Raw genomic sequence first — 21,337 nt, 5'->3', positions numbered from 1 at the left:
TCCCGTGCGGATCAATGTTTTTTGAAATCTTAGACAGGAATCCCGCTTGCTGTCCAGAACTGTTATATTAGTATGACAGAATGAGCTATGATCTCTCCTCGATCCGCCTCGACCGGTCGCGTCCCCTGCGCGAGCAGATCTATCCGATGGTCAGAGGCCTGCTGCTGACGGGCGCCATCAAGCCCGGCGAAGTGATCGACGAGAAGGCCATCGCCGCCCAGCTCCATGTCTCCCGCACACCGGTGCGCGAAGCGGTGAAGCGCTTGTCCGACGAGCACCTGGTCGACGTAGTGGCACAGTCCGCCACCCGCGCAGCCAGGATCGACCGCAAGGAAATCGAGGAATCCTTCCTGATTCGGCGGGCGCTCGAAATGGAAAGTGCTGCGCAGGCCGCCGCCCGCATGACGCAGGACCACGCCGACCGGCTGGCCGACATCCTGATGATGCATGCCCGCGCGCTGGAGCGGCGGCATTTCGTTGAGGCCATCTCACGCGACGACGAGTTCCATCGCTACATCACCGGGATTCCCGGCCTGCCGCGACTGTGGGAAACAATCGAGATCTCGAAGGCGCAGCTTGACCGCTGCCGCCACCTGATGCTGCCGCGTGCGGGCCAGGCGGAAGCCACGCTGGAACAGCATCGCGAGATCATCCGTGGACTGAACAGCCGTGACCCCGCCAAGGCGAGCGCTGCCATGAAGGCCCATCTCGATGCCGCCTACCGCAGCACGTTGGCCGAACTGGACGGCCCAGGACTGGTATAGGTCACGCGGGCGCGGCACACGACTGACGCACCACGAGCTCAGGATCGAGGACGATGCGGCGCGGTTCGCCCTCGTCGCCCGCGATGCGCGCGGCCAAGCAATCGAAGGCAGAGATCGCGATGGCCTTGACCGGCTGGCGAACCGTGGTGAGGCCGGGCGTCACGCCGGTGGCCCAGGGAAAATCATCGATCGACACCACCGAGATGTCTTTCGGCACGCTCAAGCCTGCTTGCGCCACGGCCTGCAGCAAGCCGATCATCATCAGGTTGTTGGACACGAAGATCGCGGTGGGCCGCGGCCTGCTGGCGAGCAATGCCAGGACAGCTTCCCGGGCGGCATCGACCTGAAAGTTGCCGCGCTTCGCCAGAGACTCGCTGAAGGCGACGCCGCGCTGTTCGAGAGCGGCCTGAAAGCCCAGAAACCGCTCATGACTGACAAAGCGATGTGAGGGGCCAACCAGAATCGCAATGCGCTCATGGCCATGTGACAGAATGTGCGCGGTTGCAATCCCGGCGGCCTTGCGATTGTCGAGCACCACGGTATCGAGTTTCATTCCAAGCGGCGCGCTATCGGCGGCAACGAGAGGCATGCCGCTCCCGTTCTGCCCGAGCCTCCGGCAATCCTCTTCGCCGCCACAAGGAATGACGATGCTGCCCGCGGCCTGCTGCGTGCGCATGTGGCGCAGCAATTCCGCCTCGCGCACGGCATCGTTGTCACTTACGCCCAGAATGACGTTGAAGCCGTTTTCCAAGGCACGGCTTTGAATGTGGTGAACGAGTTCGGTGAAGAACGGATTGGTGATGTCCGGAACGACGAGGCCGATCAGTGAAGACGTGCCGCGCTTCAATCCGCTTGCCATCGCGTTCGGCGCGTAACCAAGTTCCTCGATGGCGGCGAGCACCCGCTCCTTCAGCTCGGGGCTCACGAAGTTGCGGCCCGAAAGGGTGGAGGACACGGTGGCGATCGACACGCCCGCGAGGCGTGCCACGTCCTTCATCGTTGCCATGACGCAGCGCCCTCAGGCCATCAGTTCCACCAGCCCTTGTGGTCCTTCTTGGGCTGGCGGAGGATTCCGTCGCCCGGCTTCGACGGTTCAATTTCCATGAGATAGCGCTTCACCGGGCTCATGCGGTTGTAGAGTTCGGGCGTCAGGTAGTCGAGCTGGGTGAGCTGTTGCGGCAGATCGCGGCGCGTATAGGTGAGGTGCAGCATGCGGCGCGGATTGTCGGTCTTCTTGAGCGTGCCCGCGTGCCACATGGAGGAATTGCAGATGATGGCGGAACCCGCCGGCGCCTGCACCAGCACTTCGCCGGGATAGGGCGCAGAGAGATCCTTGGGGATGCGCGCCTCCTCCTCGGGCGACAAGGGGGCCGGCTCCCAGTCGCCGATGTTGACATAGGGCACGTTGATGGGAGCCCAGAGATGCGAGCCCGGAACCACGCGGGTCGGGCCATTGTCGAGCGTCATCTCGTCGAACATGATCATCGAGTTCACGACCCACCAGTCGTCATCGAAGTTCTTCGGCACGTCGACGTGAAGGTCCTGGTGACCGTAGCCTTTCACGGGGTCGCGCATGTTGGCGCCATGCAGCTTGATCTCGCCCAGCAGATAGGCGGACGCTGCCAGAACCTCCGGTACCCAGAGGCACTTGTCGAACACCTCGGTCTTGTTGAAGATGTTGGAGATGCGGCGCGCGCCCGGCTCGACATGAACCTCGTGGCCGCCCTTCTCGTTCTCGGCGGCGTGAATGCGCTCGAATTCGGCGCGCATCGCCTCGCAGTCCTCAGGCGTCAGCACGTTCTCCACGATGAAGAAGCCCTGCTCGTCGAACTGCTTCTTCTGCGCCGCCGACAACGTGTCCGGCGTGACGCCAAGCTCCCTCAGGGCCTGCCTCGTGTACATGGTGATTCCTCCCGGTTGCAATGTCTTCAGTCTTGTCGCTGAGTTTACTTTAAACGTTTAGCTAAACGTTTCGTCAAGCGAAACCTTGCCTGTTGCACTGTGGCTGCGGAGGTCTATGTAAGGCGCATGGGCTGGTCACTGACTATCGGACGCATTGCCGGGACGAACATCCGGCTGCATTTCACCTTCCTGCTGTTCCTGGTCTGGATCGGGACTGCGGATTACCTGGCCGGGGGAACGGCTGCGGCTGTCGATTCCGTCGTGTTCATCATCCTCGTCTTCCTGTGCGTCACTCTGCACGAGTTCGGGCACATCATGATGGGCCGGCGCTTCGGCGTGAAAACGCCCGAGGTGATCCTGTCGCCCATCGGCGGCATCGCCAACATGGAGCGCATGCCGGACAAACCCGTGCAGGAACTGCTGGTCGCCATCGCCGGGCCGCTGGTCAACGTGGTGATCGCGCTCGCACTGATGGCGGTCTTCGGGCTGGGACTGCGCAACGCCTTCGTCATCGACTTCGACACGGCGAGTCTCGCCCAGCGCCTGTTGCTGGTCAATTGCATGCTCGTCCTGTTCAATCTCATTCCCGCCTTTCCGATGGACGGCGGGCGGGTTCTCCGCGCGCTGCTCGCCATGAACATGGGTAAGCCGAGGGCCACCGCACTTGCCGCCCGGATCGGCCAGGGCTTTGCCTTTCTCTTCGTCCTGCTTGGCCTGTTCTACAATCCGATCCTCATGCTGGTGGGCTTCTTCATATATTTCGCAGCGGGTTCCGAAGCGCAGTCCGCCGCCTTCACCGGCTTCGCCTCGCGCCTCAGGGTGAAGGACGCGATGGAACCGGCACCGCTGACCCTTCCCGCCACAGCGCCACTGTCGCTTGCCGTCGACAACCTGCTGGCCTCGCCGCAGCGCGAGTTTCCGGTGATGGATGGATCCTCCCGCGTGATCGGGCTTCTCGACCGCGACATGATGCTCGCCGGCCTGCGTGACCATGGCCCCACGGTGGCCGTGGGCGAGGTGATGCGAGAATGCGCAACGATCAGCGGAGAACAGCCTCTCGTCGAGGCCTTTGCCCGGATGCGGTCGCGCGGCGCCAGGGCGGATGTGGTGGCCGATGCGTCTGGCCGGGTGACCGGCATCCTGACGCTCGAGAACATTGCCGAGATGATGATGGTGGAAAGCGCCCAGCCCGGCTGGCGTTTCAAGCGGCGGAGCTGAGCTTGGCCGCGATCTGGGTGCTGGCCGGCTCAAAGACCGGCGACAATCTCCAGGTACTCCGCGCGGTTGATGCCGTGGGGCTTCCTCATGAGCTAAAGCGCATCGTGCTCAAGCCCGGATTCGAGACGGCCAAGCCCAGGGTCACGGCCTCGCTCGACATCGTCGACCTCCAGAAGTCAGACGCGCTTCAGGCGCCCTGGCCCGATCTCGTCATCACCATCGGGCGGCGGCTGTCGCTTCCCGCCCTGTGGATCAAGCAGCAATCGGGCGGCTTGACGAAGATCGCACTCTTCAATGCGCCCAAGGGCCAGCATGACCAGTTCGACCTGATCGTGGCCCCCACCTACTACCAGCTGGCCGATACGCCCCGCCTCTGCCGCATCGGCCTGCCGCTCATCGCAGCCGACCCGCAGCGCATCGAGCAAGGCCGCGTGGAATTTGCCGAGACTCTTGGCCGGATGCCGAAGCCGCTGCATGTGCTGCTGCTCGGAGGCGACATGGGGCGTGGCAAGCTCGATCCCGGTTTTGCCGCCGGCATCGTGCGGCGCATGCGGGCCTCGCATGCCGGGTCCGGCAGCATCTATGTCAGCACCTCGCGGCGAACACCGCCATCCGCTGCCGATGCCGTGGCAGCTGAACTCACGCCTGCGGATGCCATGTTCCGCTGGTCGCCGGATGCCAGGGACAACCCCTATATGGGCCTCCTCGCGCATGGCGACAGCTTCACCATCACGTCCGACAGCCTGTCCATGCTGACCGAGGTGGCGCGCCTCGGCAAACCCATTGCCATTGCCGCGCCGGAGGGCAATTCCGCTTTCACCCGAATGCTGGATGCGGTTGGGCTGGGCCGCGCCCGCGACCTCGATGCCGCCGCGCGCCACCTGATCGACGGCGGCCATGCCGTGATGCTGGGCGAACCGCTCCGTGCACCCGTTGCCCCGCCGCCCGATGATACGGACAGAGTGGCGGAGAGGCTGAGACAACTTGTCCTGAGCCGAGGTTGAGCGGGAGGCCGCATTTTGCTATGCAGCATGCGCGAGATTCAACCCCGGCTGCGGCCACACGCCCGGGACGATCACAGGAAGCCTGAACCATGAAACCCTGCGTCTTCATCCACACCAACGAAAAGCAGATCGTCGGCGCCATCGTCTCGAAATACTCCTTCGAGCGCTTTGCCTCCGACCCGTCGAGCTTCGAGGTGAAGCTCGTCGAAACCCGCACCCACCCCTGGATGCGGGCCAAGGAAGGCCAACTCTACCTGCGCGACGGGCTGAAGCGCGAATGGCTGAACGAGGACCTCCAGTCCTTCACCGTGCTGCGCTTCACGCCGCCCGAGATCATGGGCTACCAGGGCCGCTCGCTGGTGGTCGATCCCGATGTGTTCTGCATCAGCGACATCAAGGACCTGCTTGCCCGCGACATGCAGGGAAAAGCTATCCTCGCGCGGCATCGCGCCGGCACCAAGGCCGATGTCTGGGCCTCGAGCGTGATGCTGCTCGACAATGCCAAGCTCACCCACTGGAAGGTGGAGCAGAATTTCGAGGAGATGTTCCGCTTCGAGCGCGACTACATGAAGTGGATCACGCTGCAGACCGAGCCGCAGGACTCGATCGGCCTGCTCGAGACCTTCTGGAACGACTTCGACAAGCTGACCCCCCAGACGCGCATGATCCACAACACCAAGCGCCAGACCCAGCCGTGGAAGTCGGGCCTGCCCGTCGACTACCGCCCGCCGGAGTCCAAGGGATCGCTCAAGCCCAAGAACATCTATCATCGCGTGCGCCGCGCGCTGTTCGGCGACTATGGCATGCTCGGCACCTATGACCGCCACCCGGACCCGAACCAGGAACGGCTGTTCTTCGCGTTGCTGAAGGAGTGCTACGAGAAGGGCATCGTGACGGAAGCGATGATCCGCAACGAGATGAAGCACAACCATGTGCGCCACGATGCGCTCGACCTCATCAGGGTGACGCCGACGCTCGACGAGCGGCCGCTGTTTGCGGCGTGAGAGCGGTGACAGAGTGAACCTGTTTTCCAGCCTCTCGCGGTGGCTGAAGTACAAGCGCTGGAACCGGAAGAAGCTGGAGAAGTTCGCGCAGGCGGACGTGATCCTGCTGCGCTATCCGAAAAGCGGCGTCACCTGGCTTCGGGTGATGATCACGCAGGTCTACCGCGCGCGGCTTGACCTGCCACGGTCGCATCTCATCGGCAGCCGGAAATTCGGCGCGCTCGCCGGGGCGGCACCGAAAATCTTCGTCGCCATGGACAATTTCGGCCTGCCACGCGACAGGTTCCTGAAAGGAATCGAGGGCCGCAAGGTGGTGATGCTGCTGCGCGACCCGCGCGATGTCGTCGTGTCGCTGTATTTCCATTTCGCCAAGCGGTCGACCGATTTCGAGCGTACGGCTTTCGGCATTCCGGACAACATCGAGACGGCTGGCATGTTCGCCTTCGTCATGAACCCGGCCTATGGCCTGCCGAAGATCATCGATTTCATGAATTTCTGGAGCGCCGCGCTGGAGACGCACCCTCAAGCGCTGGTCTTGCGCTACGAGGACCTCAAGGCCGATCCCGTCAAGGAATTCACGCGGGTGATGAGCGTGGTCGATGCGGCCGCCACAGCGGAGGAAATCCGGAGCGCCGTCGACTTCGCGGCCTTCGAGAAGATGAAGGCGATGGAGGCCGAGGGCTCGTTCGGCGTCGACATCCTGACGCCCACCGACCAGTCGGATCAGGACTCCTACAAGGTGAGGCGCGGCAAGGTCGGCGGCTATGTCGACTATTTCTCGGCTGACGAAGTGAAGGCCATCGATACGCTGGTGCAGAACACGCTGGCGCCACGGCTCGGATACGGGCAGGTCGCGGCTGCGCCTGCCGCGGCCGGCTGAAGCATCCCATGGCATCCTCCAGGGCATCCAATCTGAGGCACAGGCTGGTCGGGCTGCTTCCCGCCGAACAGCAGGTCAAGGTCTACAAGTGGTTCAAGACCCGCATCCTGCGCCAGAGGATCGGGCAGTCGGGAATCGTCGTCATCTCCTACCCCAAGAGCGGACGCACATGGTTCCGCATCATGCTGTCGCGCTGCTACGCCAGCACCCATGGGCTCGACGGGAACACGCTCCTCAAGGACGACAATTTCCATCGCCTCAATGCGCAGGTGCCGGTCATCTCGTGGTTCCACGGCAAGTTCATCGCCGAGATCGCGGGCTCACAGGAGCCGAAGGCTTTCCTCGACAGCAAGAAGATCGTGTTCCTCGTCCGCAATCCGATCGATGTGACGATATCGACCTACTTCCATCTCTTCGGCGGACGCGCGAAGCCAGAGAAGCGGGCCATGCAGGGCATTCCCGCCTCGATGGACGAGCTGCCCATCGACCAGTTCGTGCTGACCTCCAAATGGTCGGTCCGCAACATCGTCACCTTCATGAACGAATGGGCGACACTGCTCGACGGCAATCCGCAGGTGCTGATGGTCCGCTACGAGGACATGCGCGCGGATGCCGCCCGCGAAATGGAACGGGTGAACCAGTTCCTGGGCGGCGGCTTCAGCGCTGAGACCATCGCGAAGGCCGTGGCCGCGTCGAGCTTCGAAAACCTCAAGGAGCAGGAGCGCAGCGGCACCATCGCCAATGCCGCGCTGAAGCCCCGCAATGCCGATGATCCCAATTCGTTCAAGGTCCGGCGCGGCAAGGTTGGAGGCTATGTGGATTACCTGAAGCCCGAGACCATCGCGGAAGTAGAACGGATCGCCGCGGAATTGCTTTCGCCCACATTCGGCTACAGCTTTGGCGGCGAAGGTCAGCCTCCCGGCTGAAGCGCCCTCACCGGCACAAGCTCCGCCTGACCGCCCGAGACCTGGTAGAGCCTGTCGGCAATCTCCGTCCAGGCCGGCCGGTGAGTGATGGCGACGATCGTGTAGATGCCGCGCAGGCGCCCGATGTTCTGCACGATGCCGGCTTCCGTCTCGGGATCGAGCGCACTCGTCACTTCATCGAGCACAAGAACGCGCGGCGCGTGAACCAGCGCGCGGGCAAGGGAAATGCGCTGGCGCTGTCCACCCGAAAGCTTGCTGCCCATTTCACCCACATCGGTGTCGAGCCCCTGCGGCAATTGCGAGACGAAGTCGGTCGCCCCGGCCTGTTCGAGGGCGGCGGCGATGGCAGCATCGCCGATGCGCGTGTCGCCGAGCGTCAGGTTGGCGCGGACAGTCGAGTGCAGCAGGCTCAGCTCCTGCGGTACATAACCGATCTGGGTTCGCCATGCTGCAAGGTCGACTTCTTCGATCGGCGCGTTGCCGATGAAGATCTTTCCGCTTTCGGCCCTGTAGAGGCCGATCAGCAGATCAATGATGGTGGTCTTGCCCGCTCCCGACGGCCCGCTCAGCACGGTGATGGCATTGGCGGGGATATCGAGGCTCACGTCGGAGAGGATACGGCGGGTGCCGTGGGAGAAGTTCACGTTCTCGAAGCGGCAGCCTTCGCCGATCTCCGGAACGCCAAGGCCACTCGCAGGCTCGCGGGAGGACTCGGCCTCGGTGATGGCTTCCATGGTCCGCACATAGGAACTCTCGAAGCGCGCGGCGATCTGGATCATGCGCTGGAGGCGGGCCGAAACATAAACGATCTGGTTGAAGATGAGAGCGCTCACCACGAGTTCCGCGAAGGGCACCTTGAGATAGGTGCTGGCCACGAAAATGCCCACCGCCGCGATGACGGCGATGATCGCGTCGCCGCTGTTGGCAAGGCCGGTCTTTGCCAGTTCGCGCGCGATGAAGGTCTTGCGCAGCTTGTTGAAGTTGCGCGAGATCGTCTCCAGCATCGGCTGCTGGCGGTTCATCGACTTGAGCGGCTTGATGTTGGCCAGCGCATCGACCATGTCGTTGAGCAGGATGCCGGTGGTGTCGGTCTGCCGGTAGGCGGCCTTGCGCGCCGCCTTCACGAAGCGCTGCAGGATGAAGGTGAGCGTGATACCGGTGGCGATGCCCAGCACGGCGAGCGTGGGGCTGATGATGAAGGCGATGACCGTATAGGCCACGGCCTGGATCGACGCCGCGACGATGTTCGCGGAATTGACATAGGACTCGGCGGCAAGGCTCGTCTCGCCGCCGATGACATTTGCAAGCCGCCCGCTCTTCTGGTCGGAAAAATAGCTCCAGCGCGCATTGAAGATGGCATTCGCCAAGCGGTGCCGGAGGCCCATCGCCACGCGGGCCGCCGAATAGGTCGCATAGGAAATGGCGGTGAAGGCGAGCCCGGCCTTGAGGACCATGAAGCCGGCGACGACAAGCACCAGTGTGCCGAGGCTCATGTCGAGGCCGAGCTTGCCGAAGAAGCCGCTCACTATGTTTCCGAGGAGCGAGTTGCCGGTGGTTCCGCCACCGGAGGCAATCGAGATGATGGGCAGCAGCGTGCCGATGCCCACGGTTTCAGCGAGGCTCGCCAGCAGCAGGCACAGCACCACGAGATAGGGGTTGGTTTCCTTGGTCGTGAAGAAGAGCTTCAGCGTCTTCAGCATGTAACGGCTGTCCCGCTCACTTGTAGCCGAAGACGGGATCGAGGCGCTCGCGCACCATGGCGTCGATGGCGTCCGCCTGTTCCGCAGTCACGTAGTCACGCCAGCCGCCAACCTTGGCGCGGCGGACCTTGAAGCTCGACGGGTCGCTGGCATCGCCCGGCTTCAGCCGCGCATTGGCGATGAACTTGCCGGCATTGTCCTGCTCCATCTTCCGCATGTTCTCGACCGACGAGAACTCAGCGGCATCGGCGAGTTCGGCATCGGTGGGAGATTGCCCCAGAAAGACCAGCGCACGGCCAAGCTGGCCCGCCGTGTCGGACTTGAGGTCTTCGTATTTCACCAGCAGCAGATTGGGGAAACGCGCCAGATCGCGGCCCCAGGCATTCATGAACTCGATGATCTTGGGGATGCCCGCCGCCTCGCCGGTGATGAACGAGTGGACGTCCATTTCCTCCAGCGGATAGCCGTTGATGACCTTCTTGCGCGGAACGATGCGGTGCTTCCACTGGAAATATTGCGAGACAGCCGTATCGCGCGGGTCGCGCACCATGAGGACGACGCGCGAGTTGCCATAAAGCTCGAACTTGCGGTCGTGGCCCACATAGTCCTTCAGGTAATTGTCATGGGTGAAGAACAGGACGGGGATCTTCGGGTTGGCGCGATGGAACTCGTCGAACTCCATCATGCTGCCTTCCGCCAAGCCATGCTTGTGCGCAAAGTAGCGCGAGATGAGGACGCGGAACCAGGTGCGGCCGCTCTTGCCGAAGGAGACGATGACGCCATCGGCATGGGGCAGCTTCTTCGCGTCTTCCCAGCCCCGCAGGCGCCGCTCCAGCCGGACGCCGGCATCGCGCGGCATCGCCACGGATGAGGCGGCGGACACCACATGCCGGAGACCGGTGCGCAGATGGAATACGGTGGGCAATTGCATTGAACGGCTGGCTGCTTTTTTGACGCGTGACGGCAGCGGGTTAGCACCTCAGGGCTTGCGGTTCAATGTCCTGCTGCACCGCAGCATCAAGCCTTCCCGGCCTTCAGGGCCTCTTGCACGTTGAAGGCCAGAAGCGTGGAAATGCGGCTCTGGCCCAGCGGACCCCGCTCGGCACGCTGGTGAATGTCGAGATCGGGCTTGCCATTGCCCTCGATGATGCAGGCGCCATCCTTCAGCATGGCGACGTCCCAACCCACCACGATGCGATGGGGGAAAGCCTCATGGGTGCGGACGGCGAGGTCCATTACATCCCTCCAGTGCGGCAGGATGCGGCCGGCAAACGTTGCGCCACTCACAGGATGTGTATCGCGCCAGCCGACATCCGGCCTGATGCCGATGTCGGACGCAATGCCGATGCGGCCCGTCTCGAGATCGACGGCGGTCGCCAGTCCTCCCTGATGGAAGTTGTCGACCACCGAATTGCCGATGGCCATGCGGAACGCCGCATTGGTGGCCTCCGCCCTGCCCTGCTCGTTGCGGCAGGTGAGGAGGCGGACCGTCGCCAGCGCGCCATTCGAGATGTCGTCCAGCTCCGGGTGATTGGCAAGACGCGGCTGAACCAGATAGTCATCCTTCAGAGACTGCCGGGCCAGCTTGTCCATCAATTCGTCACGCGAGAGAACGTCTCCGAAGGCGTTGCGATAGCGGCCATCGCCCTGATAGTCCCAGCGCTCCATGCGATGCCCGCCCGAGCCTGAGCGCGGCTTCACGAAGAGATCGGATTCGGGCAACACATCGCTGCCGCCTTTCAGCGGCTGACGCTCGCCACCAGAAAAATGCATGAGCACAGGAACGGCCCGCACGCCTGACACATGGCAATGCTCGGCAAACCAGATCTTGTCGTCCATGCCATCGGCACCGGGCTGAGGCTGCAGCAGCGAATAGGCGGGGCCGATGGTTTCGTGGGCTGTCAGGTACAGCGCCGCCTGCTTCTTCCTTTCAGGGAGGTGCAGCTCGAACATGTAATACCAGAAGGGCGCGATGGCATGTCTGGCGGCCATTTCGACCTGGCCCATCACCTGCTTGCCCACGCTGACGCCGGAACGCGCGGCGATGAGTTTCCCATTGCGGCTGGTGAAGATCGTCGTTGCAACGCCGAGTGCCAGGGGCCATGTGACCGCCGAAACTGCTGCCTTCAGCGGTCCCATCGGCAGCCGCCAATATTGCGCGGCATAGAACCGATGAAGATAATCCGCAGGCGGAATGTTTTCAGAAGTCTGGCCCTTGCCGATATGGCGAAGCGCCATGGGCAGGCCCGAGACATCATAGGCAAAGTCCTCCGCCCAGCGCAGGAAACCTTTCCATGCCGCGCCACGGATCGACGTGAGTCGGTCGCCCATTGTCCGTTTGCTGCTGTCGTGTATCGTGTCAGTCATCGGTGGGGCTCATATGTCAAAAAGCGCGCGGATGCGAGTGACCGCGCGGCCGAGCCCCGCCTCCATAGGCGCGCGGGCGCGGGCAGGCTCGTCTCCCAACCAATTCGCCAGTCCACTCTGCACCAGTTGCCGGTGAACCACGCGAAGGTCTCGCGACCAGCGCACGGGCGCATGGTTCATCAGCAGGCGGAACGCGGTCGCGTCGAGCGTGCGCCCTCTGGCATGGATGGGCGGCAGGCTTTCCTTCGAACCTTCCTCCGCACGCATGGCATAGGGGCCCTGCTCGATGTCGAAGAGCGAGACCGGCCTTCCGGTGGCGCAGGCTTCCGCCAGCATGGAGATCGAATCGGCGGTCACGATGATGTGGTCTGCAAGGCCAAGGAACGCATGGAAGGGATTGTCCTCCGCGTTCCGGCTCCAGCGGAACATGAAGGCCGGGGCCGAGAGCGCGGCGGCAAGTGCATCGGCCACGGGCACCGGCGTGCGGGCGCTGGTGGTGACCAGAACCGAACCGCCCGTTTCGGCCGCCATGCGGCTTGCCTCGCGGCCAAGCCGTGCTGCTGCTTCGCTGGTGAAGATATATGGCCCGCTGCTGCCGCCAACGAGCACGGCTAGATGAGGCTTCGGCAGATGCGCGAGACGGCTGGCCCAGCGCGCGGCCTCAGCTTCGAGACGCGCGGGCGTCACGCCATGGACGGGCAACATGTTGTGCAGGATGTTCGGCTCGTCGGACAAACCATATTGCGGTGTCGTGATCACGAGGTCGAAGTGCTTCGGATCGTTCCAGGGCGTTCCCACGAAGATGATGCGTAGCGAGGGATTGCCGTGTTTCCTGATCCAGAAGGCCACGGCCTCGGCCCCTCGGCCGGCGCAGATGACGGCGTCGGGCCAGGGTGGCGACAATGGGCTGGATTTTGCGGCATTCACGCCCGCGAGTGTCGCAAGCCCCAGAAATCGAAGGAGTTCCTCGCGTTTCCGGTAGACCATCCGCTTCACCTCGAAAGGCCAGCCGAGCGCTTCCGCCAGCGCCATCAGCTGGGTATTGTCGCCCGAATGCGGACTCGCCAGGATCCAGACCGTCGGCTGATGCTGCGCGGGAGCCGGATTCCCTTGGATATGCAAAGACTTGAACCTTGTGACAGAGAGCCGCGCAACCGCGGCGTTTGAACCTTGGGGGAGTACATGATACAGGGGCGGCCTGTAAGCAATAGTTTCGGGGATTCCCATGGAAGCCAACCAGGCACCGGCCCAGAGCGATGCGGCAGTCCGGCCGCATATCTTCATCCAGACCAATTCGAAGCAGTCGATCGGCGCGATCGTCTCGGCCTTCTCGATGAAGCGCAATTCCGCGCATGCCGACAAGTTCGACGTCACCGTCATGCAGCAGGAGAACTATCCGTGGTTCGCCAAGCGTGAAGGGCAGACCTACATGCGCCATGGCGTGCAGCGCACATGGCACGAGAACGATCTCCAGTCCTTCACGCTGACGCGCTTCCTGCCGCCGCAGCTGATGGGCTACAAGGGCCGCGCCCTCGTGGTCGATCCGGATGTGTTCGCCGTGCAGGATGTGTGGGAACTGTTGACCCGCGACATGCAGGGCAAGGCCATCATGTGCCGCGGCTCCAAGTTCAAGAACGGGGCGTTTGCCTCCAGCGTGATGCTTCTCGACTGCGAGAAGCTGAAGCATTGGGACGTGGAGAAGGGCTTCAACGAGCTTTTCGAGGGCAAGCGCGACTACCACAACTGGATCTCGCTGCTGATGGAAGACCGCAACACCATCGGCACGTTCGAGGACGAGTGGAACGACTTCGACAAGCTGACGCCCGCCACCAAGATGATCCACAACACGCGCCGGCGCACCCAGCCGTGGAAGACCGGCCTCAAGGTCGACTATACGCCGACCGAGTTCGTGCCGGTGATCGGCTGGATCATGCGAATGCGCCGCAAGCTGTTCGGCGACCACGCGCTGCTCGGCCATTACTCGCGCCATCCGGACCGCAACCAGGAAGCCTTCTTCTTCGGGCTCCTCAAGGAAGCCTATGAGAAGGGCCTCGTCTCCGACGCGCAGATCAAGGAAGCGATGAGCAAGAACTTCATCCGCCACGACTCCTACGAGGTGATGAAGCAGGTGCCGCCGCTGCAGCCGGTCAAGGCCGCGGCCTGAGCACAATCGTGAACCCCAGCACAGGGCCAGCGGAACCCGAATTGCGGGTGGCTCTGTTCACGGGCAATTACAATTACATCAAGGACGGCGTGGCGCTGACGCTGAACCGGCTTGTCGCCTTCCTGTTGAAGCGGGGCGTGCCGGTGCTGGTCTTCGCGCCGGTGGCGGACAAGCCCGCCTTCGAATCGGTGGGCGATCTTGTGGCGGTGCCGTCGATGGCCATTCCGACACGATCCGAATACCGTATCTCGCTGGGCTTTCCGCAAGCTGCTCAGGAGCGGCTGAAGGCCTTCCGCCCGACGCTGTTCCATATCGCTGTACCGGATATCGCCGGTTACAGGGCGCTCAAGCTCGCGGAGCGCTGGGGCGTGCCGGTGGTCGCGTCATATCACACGCGCTACGATACTTACCTCCGGCACTATGGGCTTGGCTTTCTTGAAGGTCTGGGGCGGCGCTATATGCGGAATTTCTACAACCGCGTGCGGCGCGTCTATCCGCCGTCCGAATCGATGGCGGAGATCATCCGCGCGGATGGCCAGTCGAGCCACGTCGAGGTCTGGGCGCGCGGCGTCGACAGCGAGCTGTTCTCGCCCGCGAAGCGCGACATGGCGTGGCGGCAATCGCTGGGCATTGCCGATGACGAGATCGCGGTCAGTTTTGCCGGGCGGCTGGTGAAGGAGAAGAACACGGCGATCTTCGTCCGTGTGCTGAGCAAGCTCGCCGCAAAGGGATTTCGGGTACGGCCGCTCGTCATCGGAGACGGGCCCGAGATGTCCGCGATGAAAGCCGGACTGCCAGCGGGGGTCTTCCCGGGCTTCCTGCATGGCGAGGACCTGGCGCGGGCCTATGCCTCATCCGATATCTTCTTCTTTCCAAGCGAGAGCGAAACCTTCGGCAACGTGACGCTGGAGGCGATGGCGAGCGGCCTTCCCGCTGTCAATGCGATTGCCAGCGGCAGCAATTCGCTGGTGATGGACGGTGAAACAGGCTTCCTCGTCAGCGCCCGCGATGAAGAGGGATTGAGCCAGCGCATCGAAATGCTCGTGATGGATAATGCGTTGCGCCAGCGCATGGGGCTGGCTGCGCGGGAACGTGCCCTGCAATTCAGCTGGGACGCGATCCTCTCCGGGCTGCTCGACAGCTACCGCCAGGTGTTGCGCGAAGCCCGCGCCGAGCAGCATGGGCGCTGAGCCCCGGCTCTGGATATTGTCGAAGGGCCGCAAGGGCGACCTCGACCAGATGCTCGCCCTGGCGGACGCTGTTGGCTGGCCTTGCGAGGTGAAGCGTCTCTCCTTTGCGAAGCCTGAAATTCCCGCGCTGGCTCCCGTTCTGCTGAAACCCACGTCGGACGCGCTTTCGCCGCCCTGGCCGGATGTGGTGATGTGCGCGGAGGCCTTGCCCTGTGCCATCGCACGGCGGTTGAAGCGGCAATCCGGCGGCAAGATCAGAACCGTCTGCCTTGGCAGGCCTGCGGGCGACCCAGCGGATTTCGATCTCGTGCTCACCACCGCGCAATACAGGCTGCCGCCCGCCGCCAACATCGTCGAACTCCAGATGCCGCTGGCGGGCGCGAGTTTCTCCGAGACGGTATCAGCATATGAATTCTCTGGAACCAGGCCGCTCATCGCCTTGATCGTGGGCGGGTCAGCTTTTCCGGATATGCTCGATGACGCCACGGCTGAACGTCTTGCTGCGGAGCTGCAAGCCCACGCAGATACGCGCGGCGGAACGCTTGCTGTTCACACCAGCCCGCGCACGAACCATGCGTCAGTCGACGTTTTCCGCCGGGCCATCAAGGCGCCGCACCGGCTGCATGTCTTCGGCGAAGGCGGAAATCTCTACCGTCCGCTGCTGATGGCCGCAGACGAGATCGTCGTCACCAGCGATTCGGTCTCGATGGTGGCAGACGCGCTCGATGCTTCAAAGCCCGTCGCGGTCTATCGCCTGCCACAGAAGCGAACCGTCATGTGGCACGCAGCGGAGTGGCTCTACCGTCACGCCGTCGCCGCGCCGTCTCCGCTTCTTGCGCCCGTCAAATGGCTGTTCGATGCGGGTGTCATGGAAGCGAGCGCCGACCGCCACCTGCTCTTCGCGAAACTCGTCGAGGAAAATCGCATCGGCTGGTTTGGAATGCCCCTGCCCCCGCCAGATCCTGACATGTCCCGTCAAGACCTCCTCATGGCGGCGGACAGCTTGCGGGCCATGCTGAAGTAGCCTGCCCGCCATCAATCGTCCGTCAGTTCGCCGCGATCTGCGCGGCCTTCTCCACCAGCACCTGGGCCTGGCGGATGGACGCATAGTCGATGAGGCGGCCGTCGAGGGAGACAGCACCCTTCCCCTGCGCTTCCGCCTCCTTCATCGCTTCGAGGATGCGGCGGGCGCGCGTCACCTCGACCTCCGACGGGCTCATCACCTCGTTGGCAAGACTGATCTGCGAGGGGTGGATCGCCCACTTGCCTTCGCAGCCCAGAACGGCGGCACGGCGCGCCGCGGCCTTGAATGCGTCAGGATCGGAGAAATTGCCGAAGGGACCATCGACAGGCCGCAATCCGTTGGCACGCGCGGCCACCACCATGCGGGCAATCGCATAGTGCCACATGTCGCCCCAATGGGTCTGGCGTGAGCCATCGTCCAGCGGCTCGGTCAACACCGCATAGTCGGCGTTGGCACCTCCGATGGACGTGGTACGCGCGCGGGTGGATGCAGCGTAGTCAGCGACACCGAAGTGCAGCGACTCGTTCCGCTTCGAGGCGGCGGCGATCTCGGCCACGTTCTGCATGCCGAGTGCCGTCTCGATGATGTGCTCGAAGCCCACACGCTTCTTGCGGCCCATGGCGGTCTCCACCTGTGTCACCAGCATGTCGACGGCATAGACGTCGGAGGCCGTGCCCACCTTCGGGATCATGATGAGGTCGAGGCGCTCGCTCGCCTGCTCCAGCACATCGACGACATCACGATACATGTAGTGCGTGTCGAGACCGTTGATGCGGACGGAGAGCTGCTTCGAGCCCCAGTCGATATCGCCGATGGCCTGGATGATGTTCTTGCGGGCTTGCGCCTTGTCGTCTGGCGCCACCGCATCCTCAAGGTCGAGGAACACGACGTCGGCAGCGGATTTTGCCGCCTTCTCGAACATCTGCGGCTGGCTTCCCGGCACGGCCAGCTCGCTGCGGTTCAGGCGTGCGGGCGCCTGTTCGATCGTGAAGAAACTCATGTCGATTCCTTGTGTCGGGGTCAGGCGGCGCGCGCGGCGTCCTGCGGATTAAGTTTGGCGGAGCGGCGCTTCAGGATTTCAGACTGCGCCCGCTCAGGATCGAACAGGCCGTTTTCGAAGATGAAGCGCACCAGCTGATGGCGGCGGAACAATCCCATGTCCTTGATGGCGCGCGACATATGCGCCTTCACGGTGGCGCAACTGACGCCCATTATAAAAGCGATCTCCTTGTCGGCGAGCCCGCAGCACACGAGCTGCACCACGAGCATCTGCATGGGCGAGAGCCGCACCGACTTCGGGTCATAACGGTACGAGCGGAGGTCCGGCACGATCGTCACCGGACCCGCCGCGGACTGCTTGCGCCCTGCCTGCAGCGGAGGTTCAAGTGACAATGTCATGGCGAATCCTCATGCGGCCTTGAGAACCTTGTGGGCGGTGCTGCCGATCTCGGCGGGCGTCGGCGCAATGGCCACGCCCACGTCGCGCAGCAACTCCACCTTTTCCGAAGCACCCTCGCCGAAGGCCGAGATGATGGCGCCGGCATGGCCCATCTTGCGACCCTTTGGCGCCGACAAACCCGCGACATAGGCGATGACGGGCTTCGTCATGTGGTCGCGGATGTATTCCGCAGCCTCGGCCTCCTGCGGGCCGCCGATCTCGCCGATCATCACAACGGCATGGGTCTCGGGGTCAGCCTCGAAGAGTTCGAGGATGTCCTTGAAGGACGAGCCGTTGACGGGATCGCCACCGATGCCGACGCTGGTTGACACGCCGATGCCGAGCTCCTTCATCTGCGCGGCCGCTTCATATCCCAGCGTGCCCGAACGCCCGACAATGCCGACATTGCCTTGCAGGTAGATGTTGCCGGGCATGATGCCGAGCAGCGCCTTGCCGGGCGAGATGACGCCCGCACAATTGGGCCCGATGAGGCGCATGCGGTTTTCCGAACGGTAGCGGCGCATGTAGCGCTTCACCCGGATCATGTCCTGCGCCGGGATGCCGTCGGTGATCGACACGCAAAACCTCACCCCTGCGTCGGCCGCTTCCATGATGGAATCGGCGGCAAAGGGCGGCGGCACGAAGACGATCGAGGACGTGGCGCCTGTCTTCGCCACGGCGTCCTTCATGGTATCGAACACGGGCACGCCATGGATGCTGGTGCCGCCCTTGCCGGGGGTGACGCCGCCAACGATGTTGGTGCCGTAGTCCAGCATTTCCCTCGCGTGGAAGGAGCCGATCTTTCCGGTGAGGCCCTGCACAAGAATGGGCGTCGTGCGATCGAGAAGGATGCTCATGCGTTCACAACTTTCAAGGCTACGGCGTTGTTGTTCTTCCAGGCGGAGACTGCGCGCTCGGCGGCTTCGGCAAGCGTGTTTGCGCGAATGATGGGAAGGCCTGAGCGCGCCAGGATCTTGCGGCCCTCCTCCACATGGGTTCCGGCGAGGCGCACGATGACCGGCACGTTCACGGGGTTCTTCTCCAGCGCTTGCACCACGCCTTCCGCCACCCAGTCGCATCGGTTGATACCGGCAAAGATGTTGACGAGGATCGCCTCCACGTTCTTGTCCATCAGCACGAGCTTGAAGGCCTTGGCCACGCGGTCCGGCGTGGCACCCCCGCCGATGTCGAGGAAGTTCGCCGGTTCGCCGCCCGCAAGCTTGATCATGTCCATCGTCGCCATCGCGAGGCCTGCGCCATTGACAATGCAGCCGATCTTGCCGGCGAGGCCGACGTATGAAAGCCCGCGATCGTTGGCGTGAGTCTCGCGCGGGTCTTCCTGGCTCTTGTCGCGGAGTTCCGCCAGAGCCGGATGGCGGAACATGGCGTTGTCGTCGAAGGTCATCTTGGCATCGAGCGCCATCACGTGGTCGTCCTCGGTGACGATCAGCGGATTGATCTCCACCATCGTCGCGTCGAGTTCCTCGAATGCGCGGTAGGCCCCGAGGATGGCATTGACTGCGGACTGGATCTGCGTCGGCGCAAGGCCAAGAGCGAAGGCCACTTCACGGGCCTGGAAGGCCTGCATGCCGACAGCCGGCTCGACGCTGACCTTGACGATCGATTCCGGCTTCTCGGCCGCGATGTCCTCGATTTCCATGCCGCCTTGCGAGGAGGCGACGACCATCACGCGCTCGGACTTCCGGTCGAGCACGAAGCCAAGATAAAGTTCCTTTGCAATCGCAACGCCACCTTCGACATAGAGGCGATAGACTATCTTGCCGGCGGGGCCAGACTGATGCGTGACCAGCTTTTTGCCGAGGAGTTCGTCGGCGGCTTCGAGAACCTCGTCCTCGGTGCGGCAGAGCTTGACGCCGCCCGCCTTGCCACGCCCGCCGGTGTGAACCTGCGCCTTGACGACCCATAGCTTGCCGCCGATCTCGCGGGCACGGTAGGCCGCCTGTTCGGGGGAATAGGCCAGCGCGCCCTTCGGCACAGGCACTCCGAAGCGGGCCAGGATTTCCTTGGCCTGATACTCGTGAATATCCATGATCGTTGGTCCTTATGCGGCGTTCTTCAGCGCGGCCTTGGCTGCGGCGCCGCGGTAGTATTCGATGGCCGCGGCGACGCCGGAACCAGCCTCGACGGGAATGCCCATGTCGCGCATCGCCATTTCAGAGCCCGAGATGGCCATGAGGCACATGATCTCGTTGAGGTCGCCCAGGTGGCCAATGCGGAAGACCTTGCCCGCCACCTTGTTCAACCCCATGCCGAGCGAGAGATTGTAGGCCGTGTAGGCATGGCGCACGAGTGCGGCCGAGTCGAAGCCCTCGGGCAACATGATGGCGCTCACAGTGTCGGAATGCCACCTGGGCTCCTTCGCGCAGAGCTTGAGGCCCCAGACATCGACCGCCTGGCGCACACCTTCCGCAAGGCGGAAGTGGCGTGCGAAGACGTTGTCGAGGCCTTCGGCGAGCAGCAGGTCGGTCGCGGCCCTCAGTGCACGGAGCATGTGGAGCGGCGGCGTATAGGGAAAGAAGCCGTCCTTGTTGGTGCGCATCATGTCATCGAAATCGAAGTAGCAGCGGCGCATCAAGGCCTGCTTCCGCATCGCCAACGCCTTCTGCGACACGCAGAGGATGGCGAGGCCCGCCGGCATCATGAAGCCCTTCTGCGAGCCCGACACGCAAACGTCCACACCCCATTCATCCATGCGGAAGTCGATCGAGGCCAGCGACGACACGGCGTCGACGAAGAGCAGCGCGGGATGGTTCGCGGCATCCATGGCCTTGCGGACGCCTGCCACATCGCTGGTAACGCCCGTGGCGGTTTCGTTATGGGTGACGAGCACGGCCTTGTAATCATGTGCGTGATCGGCCTTGAGCTTCTCCGCGAAGATTTCGACCGGGACGCCCTCGCCCCACGGCACGTCGACCACATCGGCTTCAAGGCCCATACGCTGGCACATGTCGGCCCAGAGCAGCGAGAACTGGCCGAAGCGGGCGATCAGAACCTTGTCGCCGGGCGACAGCGTGTTCAGCATCGCGGCTTCCCAGCCGCCGGTGCCAGAGGCCGGGAACAGGAACACCTGTCCATCCTTCGACTTGAAGATCTTCTTCACGTCCTCGAAGAGAGGCAGCGTGAAAGCGGGAAGATCCGGCGCGCGCTGGTCTTCCATGGAGATATCCATGGCAAGGCGGACGGCCTGGGGCACATTGGTCGGCCCCGGAATGAAAAGTCCCTTGAGTCCCGGCACTGCTAATCTCCCATTGTTGGCTTCTGTCCGGCTATCGATCCGGCTCCATGTTTCCCTTATGGCCGGGTGGGGACAATCTGAAAACACCCCAAGTACCAGCCTTTCGGCATCCAAAGGTGTTGTAATTCTCCCATACTTTATAGCTGTAAACTCCACTTGTCAGAAATGACACCTGCCTGATAAGGTATGTCATGTCCGACGTCCGAAGCCTCATTGTCGCTGATCCCAATACCTTGATGCTTCAGGCCCTGGCCGAGCTCTTCGAGCGCGACCGCCGCTTCAGCCTTGTCGCCACCAGCAAGACGGCAGAAGGCTTTCTCGAGACCTGCCTCCGTGTACCGGTCGACCTCGGCATCGTGGAATGGACCATTCCGCAACTGGGCGCCGAACGGTTGCTCGCCATCCTGCGCGACCGCCCGCAGGCGCCGCGAATCATCGTCTATGCCGCCTCGAACGATCCGGACGTGCCGCGCCGCGCCATGGCTGCGGGTGCCGCCGCC

At 63.3% G+C, this 21,337-nt stretch carries 21 protein-coding genes; 10 read left to right on the top strand and 11 right to left on the bottom strand.

Annotation, left to right across the window (positions count from 1 at the left end):
- Positions 1-80 precede the first annotated feature (80 nt).
- Positions 81-764, top strand: coding sequence for a GntR family transcriptional regulator (locus ACEW8Q_RS17470; RefSeq protein ID WP_373505334.1), 684 nt, complete (start codon positions 81-83; stop codon positions 762-764).
- A gap of 1 nt (position 765) precedes the next feature.
- Here ACEW8Q_RS17470 and ACEW8Q_RS17465 read toward each other — a convergent pair whose 3' ends face one another.
- Together ACEW8Q_RS17465 and ACEW8Q_RS17460 are read right to left on the bottom strand one after the other, a co-directional pair.
- Positions 766-1,770, bottom strand: a complete 1,005-nt coding sequence (locus tag ACEW8Q_RS17465; protein ID WP_373505333.1) for a LacI family DNA-binding transcriptional regulator — start codon at positions 1,768-1,770, stop codon at positions 766-768.
- Positions 1,771-1,790: 20 nt separating this feature from the next.
- Positions 1,791-2,666 (bottom strand): phytanoyl-CoA dioxygenase family protein, encoded by an 876-nt coding sequence (locus ACEW8Q_RS17460; RefSeq protein ID WP_373505332.1) that lies wholly within the window; start codon positions 2,664-2,666, stop codon positions 1,791-1,793.
- A gap of 126 nt (positions 2,667-2,792) precedes the next feature.
- Here ACEW8Q_RS17460 and ACEW8Q_RS17455 point away from each other — a divergent pair, with 126 nt between their 5' ends.
- The 5 genes from ACEW8Q_RS17455 (at position 2,793) to ACEW8Q_RS17435 (ending at position 7,698) form a co-directional block, all read left to right on the top strand.
- Positions 2,793-3,884 carry a site-2 protease family protein gene (locus tag ACEW8Q_RS17455; RefSeq protein WP_373505331.1) on the top strand — a complete coding sequence of 364 codons (1,092 nt, stop codon included), beginning with the start codon at positions 2,793-2,795 and terminating at the stop codon, positions 3,882-3,884.
- Positions 3,885-3,886: 2 nt separating this feature from the next.
- Positions 3,887-4,888 carry an ELM1/GtrOC1 family putative glycosyltransferase gene (locus ACEW8Q_RS17450; protein ID WP_373505330.1) on the top strand — a complete coding sequence of 334 codons (1,002 nt, stop codon included), beginning with the start codon at positions 3,887-3,889 and terminating at the stop codon, positions 4,886-4,888.
- An 89-nt stretch (positions 4,889-4,977) separates the two neighbouring features.
- Entirely contained in the window at positions 4,978-5,892 is a 915-nt protein-coding gene (locus ACEW8Q_RS17445; protein ID WP_373505329.1) for a hypothetical protein, read from the top strand.
- Between the two features lie 13 nt (positions 5,893-5,905).
- The gene (locus ACEW8Q_RS17440) at positions 5,906-6,772 is read left to right on the top strand and encodes a sulfotransferase domain-containing protein (RefSeq protein ID WP_373505328.1); all 867 of its coding nucleotides are present in this window, start codon (positions 5,906-5,908) and stop codon (positions 6,770-6,772) included.
- An 8-nt stretch (positions 6,773-6,780) separates the two neighbouring features.
- Positions 6,781-7,698, top strand: coding sequence for a sulfotransferase domain-containing protein (locus ACEW8Q_RS17435; RefSeq protein ID WP_373505327.1), 918 nt, complete (start codon positions 6,781-6,783; stop codon positions 7,696-7,698).
- On the opposite strand, the gene ACEW8Q_RS17430 is transcribed toward ACEW8Q_RS17435, so the two are convergent.
- From ACEW8Q_RS17430 to ACEW8Q_RS17415, 4 genes are all read right to left on the bottom strand, one after another.
- Entirely contained in the window at positions 7,683-9,398 is a 1,716-nt protein-coding gene (locus ACEW8Q_RS17430; RefSeq protein ID WP_373505326.1) for an ABC transporter ATP-binding protein, read from the bottom strand. The genes ACEW8Q_RS17435 and ACEW8Q_RS17430 overlap by 16 nt on opposite strands.
- Positions 9,399-9,414: 16 nt before the next feature.
- Positions 9,415-10,329: a sulfotransferase domain-containing protein gene (locus ACEW8Q_RS17425; RefSeq protein ID WP_373505325.1), complete on the bottom strand. Its 915-nt coding sequence runs from the start codon at positions 10,327-10,329 to the stop codon at positions 9,415-9,417.
- A gap of 86 nt (positions 10,330-10,415) precedes the next feature.
- Positions 10,416-11,729, bottom strand: a complete 1,314-nt coding sequence (locus ACEW8Q_RS17420; protein ID WP_373505324.1) for a sugar-transfer associated ATP-grasp domain-containing protein — start codon at positions 11,727-11,729, stop codon at positions 10,416-10,418.
- Positions 11,730-11,774: 45 nt separating this feature from the next.
- The gene (locus tag ACEW8Q_RS17415; RefSeq protein WP_373505323.1) at positions 11,775-12,887 is read right to left on the bottom strand and encodes a mitochondrial fission ELM1 family protein; all 1,113 of its coding nucleotides are present in this window, start codon (positions 12,885-12,887) and stop codon (positions 11,775-11,777) included.
- Between the two features lie 103 nt (positions 12,888-12,990).
- On the opposite strand from ACEW8Q_RS17415, the gene ACEW8Q_RS17410 reads away from it, so the two are divergent.
- Genes ACEW8Q_RS17410 through ACEW8Q_RS17400 form a run of 3 tightly spaced genes read left to right on the top strand, consistent with a single transcriptional unit; the run spans position 12,991 to position 16,143 of the window.
- Entirely contained in the window at positions 12,991-13,929 is a 939-nt protein-coding gene (locus tag ACEW8Q_RS17410; RefSeq protein WP_373505322.1) for a hypothetical protein, read from the top strand.
- Between the two features lie 8 nt (positions 13,930-13,937).
- Positions 13,938-15,119: a glycosyltransferase family 4 protein gene (locus tag ACEW8Q_RS17405; RefSeq protein ID WP_373505321.1), complete on the top strand. Its 1,182-nt coding sequence runs from the start codon at positions 13,938-13,940 to the stop codon at positions 15,117-15,119.
- Positions 15,109-16,143 (top strand): ELM1/GtrOC1 family putative glycosyltransferase, encoded by a 1,035-nt coding sequence (locus ACEW8Q_RS17400; RefSeq protein ID WP_373505320.1) that lies wholly within the window; start codon positions 15,109-15,111, stop codon positions 16,141-16,143. The genes ACEW8Q_RS17405 and ACEW8Q_RS17400 overlap by 11 nt, the downstream gene beginning before the upstream one ends.
- Positions 16,144-16,165: 22 nt before the next feature.
- Here ACEW8Q_RS17400 and ACEW8Q_RS17395 read toward each other — a convergent pair whose 3' ends face one another.
- From ACEW8Q_RS17395 to ACEW8Q_RS17375, 5 genes are read right to left on the bottom strand one after another with little or no spacing between them, the layout of a single operon-like run.
- Positions 16,166-17,143, bottom strand: a complete 978-nt coding sequence (locus ACEW8Q_RS17395) for a CoA ester lyase (protein WP_373505319.1) — start codon at positions 17,141-17,143, stop codon at positions 16,166-16,168.
- A gap of 20 nt (positions 17,144-17,163) precedes the next feature.
- On the bottom strand, positions 17,164-17,541 hold the full coding sequence (locus ACEW8Q_RS17390; RefSeq protein WP_373505318.1) for a helix-turn-helix transcriptional regulator: 378 nt from the start codon (positions 17,539-17,541) through the stop codon (positions 17,164-17,166).
- Between the two features lie 9 nt (positions 17,542-17,550).
- Positions 17,551-18,438 carry a succinate--CoA ligase subunit alpha gene (gene sucD / locus ACEW8Q_RS17385; RefSeq protein WP_373505317.1) on the bottom strand — a complete coding sequence of 296 codons (888 nt, stop codon included), beginning with the start codon at positions 18,436-18,438 and terminating at the stop codon, positions 17,551-17,553.
- The gene (locus tag ACEW8Q_RS17380; RefSeq protein WP_373505316.1) at positions 18,435-19,631 is read right to left on the bottom strand and encodes a malate--CoA ligase subunit beta; all 1,197 of its coding nucleotides are present in this window, start codon (positions 19,629-19,631) and stop codon (positions 18,435-18,437) included. Before ACEW8Q_RS17380 ends, sucD begins: the two co-directional genes overlap by 4 nt.
- Positions 19,632-19,643: 12 nt before the next feature.
- On the bottom strand, positions 19,644-20,837 hold the full coding sequence (locus tag ACEW8Q_RS17375) for an aminotransferase class V-fold PLP-dependent enzyme (RefSeq protein WP_373505315.1): 1,194 nt from the start codon (positions 20,835-20,837) through the stop codon (positions 19,644-19,646).
- 191 nt (positions 20,838-21,028) lie between these two features.
- On the opposite strand from ACEW8Q_RS17375, the gene ACEW8Q_RS17370 reads away from it, so the two are divergent.
- The coding region (locus ACEW8Q_RS17370; RefSeq protein ID WP_373505314.1) for a response regulator at positions 21,029-21,337 on the top strand (309 nt) is incomplete at its 3' end.

The organism is Aestuariivirga sp. (genome assembly GCF_041738905.1).
In the GTDB taxonomy this organism is placed as follows: Bacteria; Pseudomonadota; Alphaproteobacteria; order Rhizobiales; family Aestuariivirgaceae; genus Aestuariivirga.
This window is presented reverse-complemented; position numbering and strand designations above follow the sequence as displayed.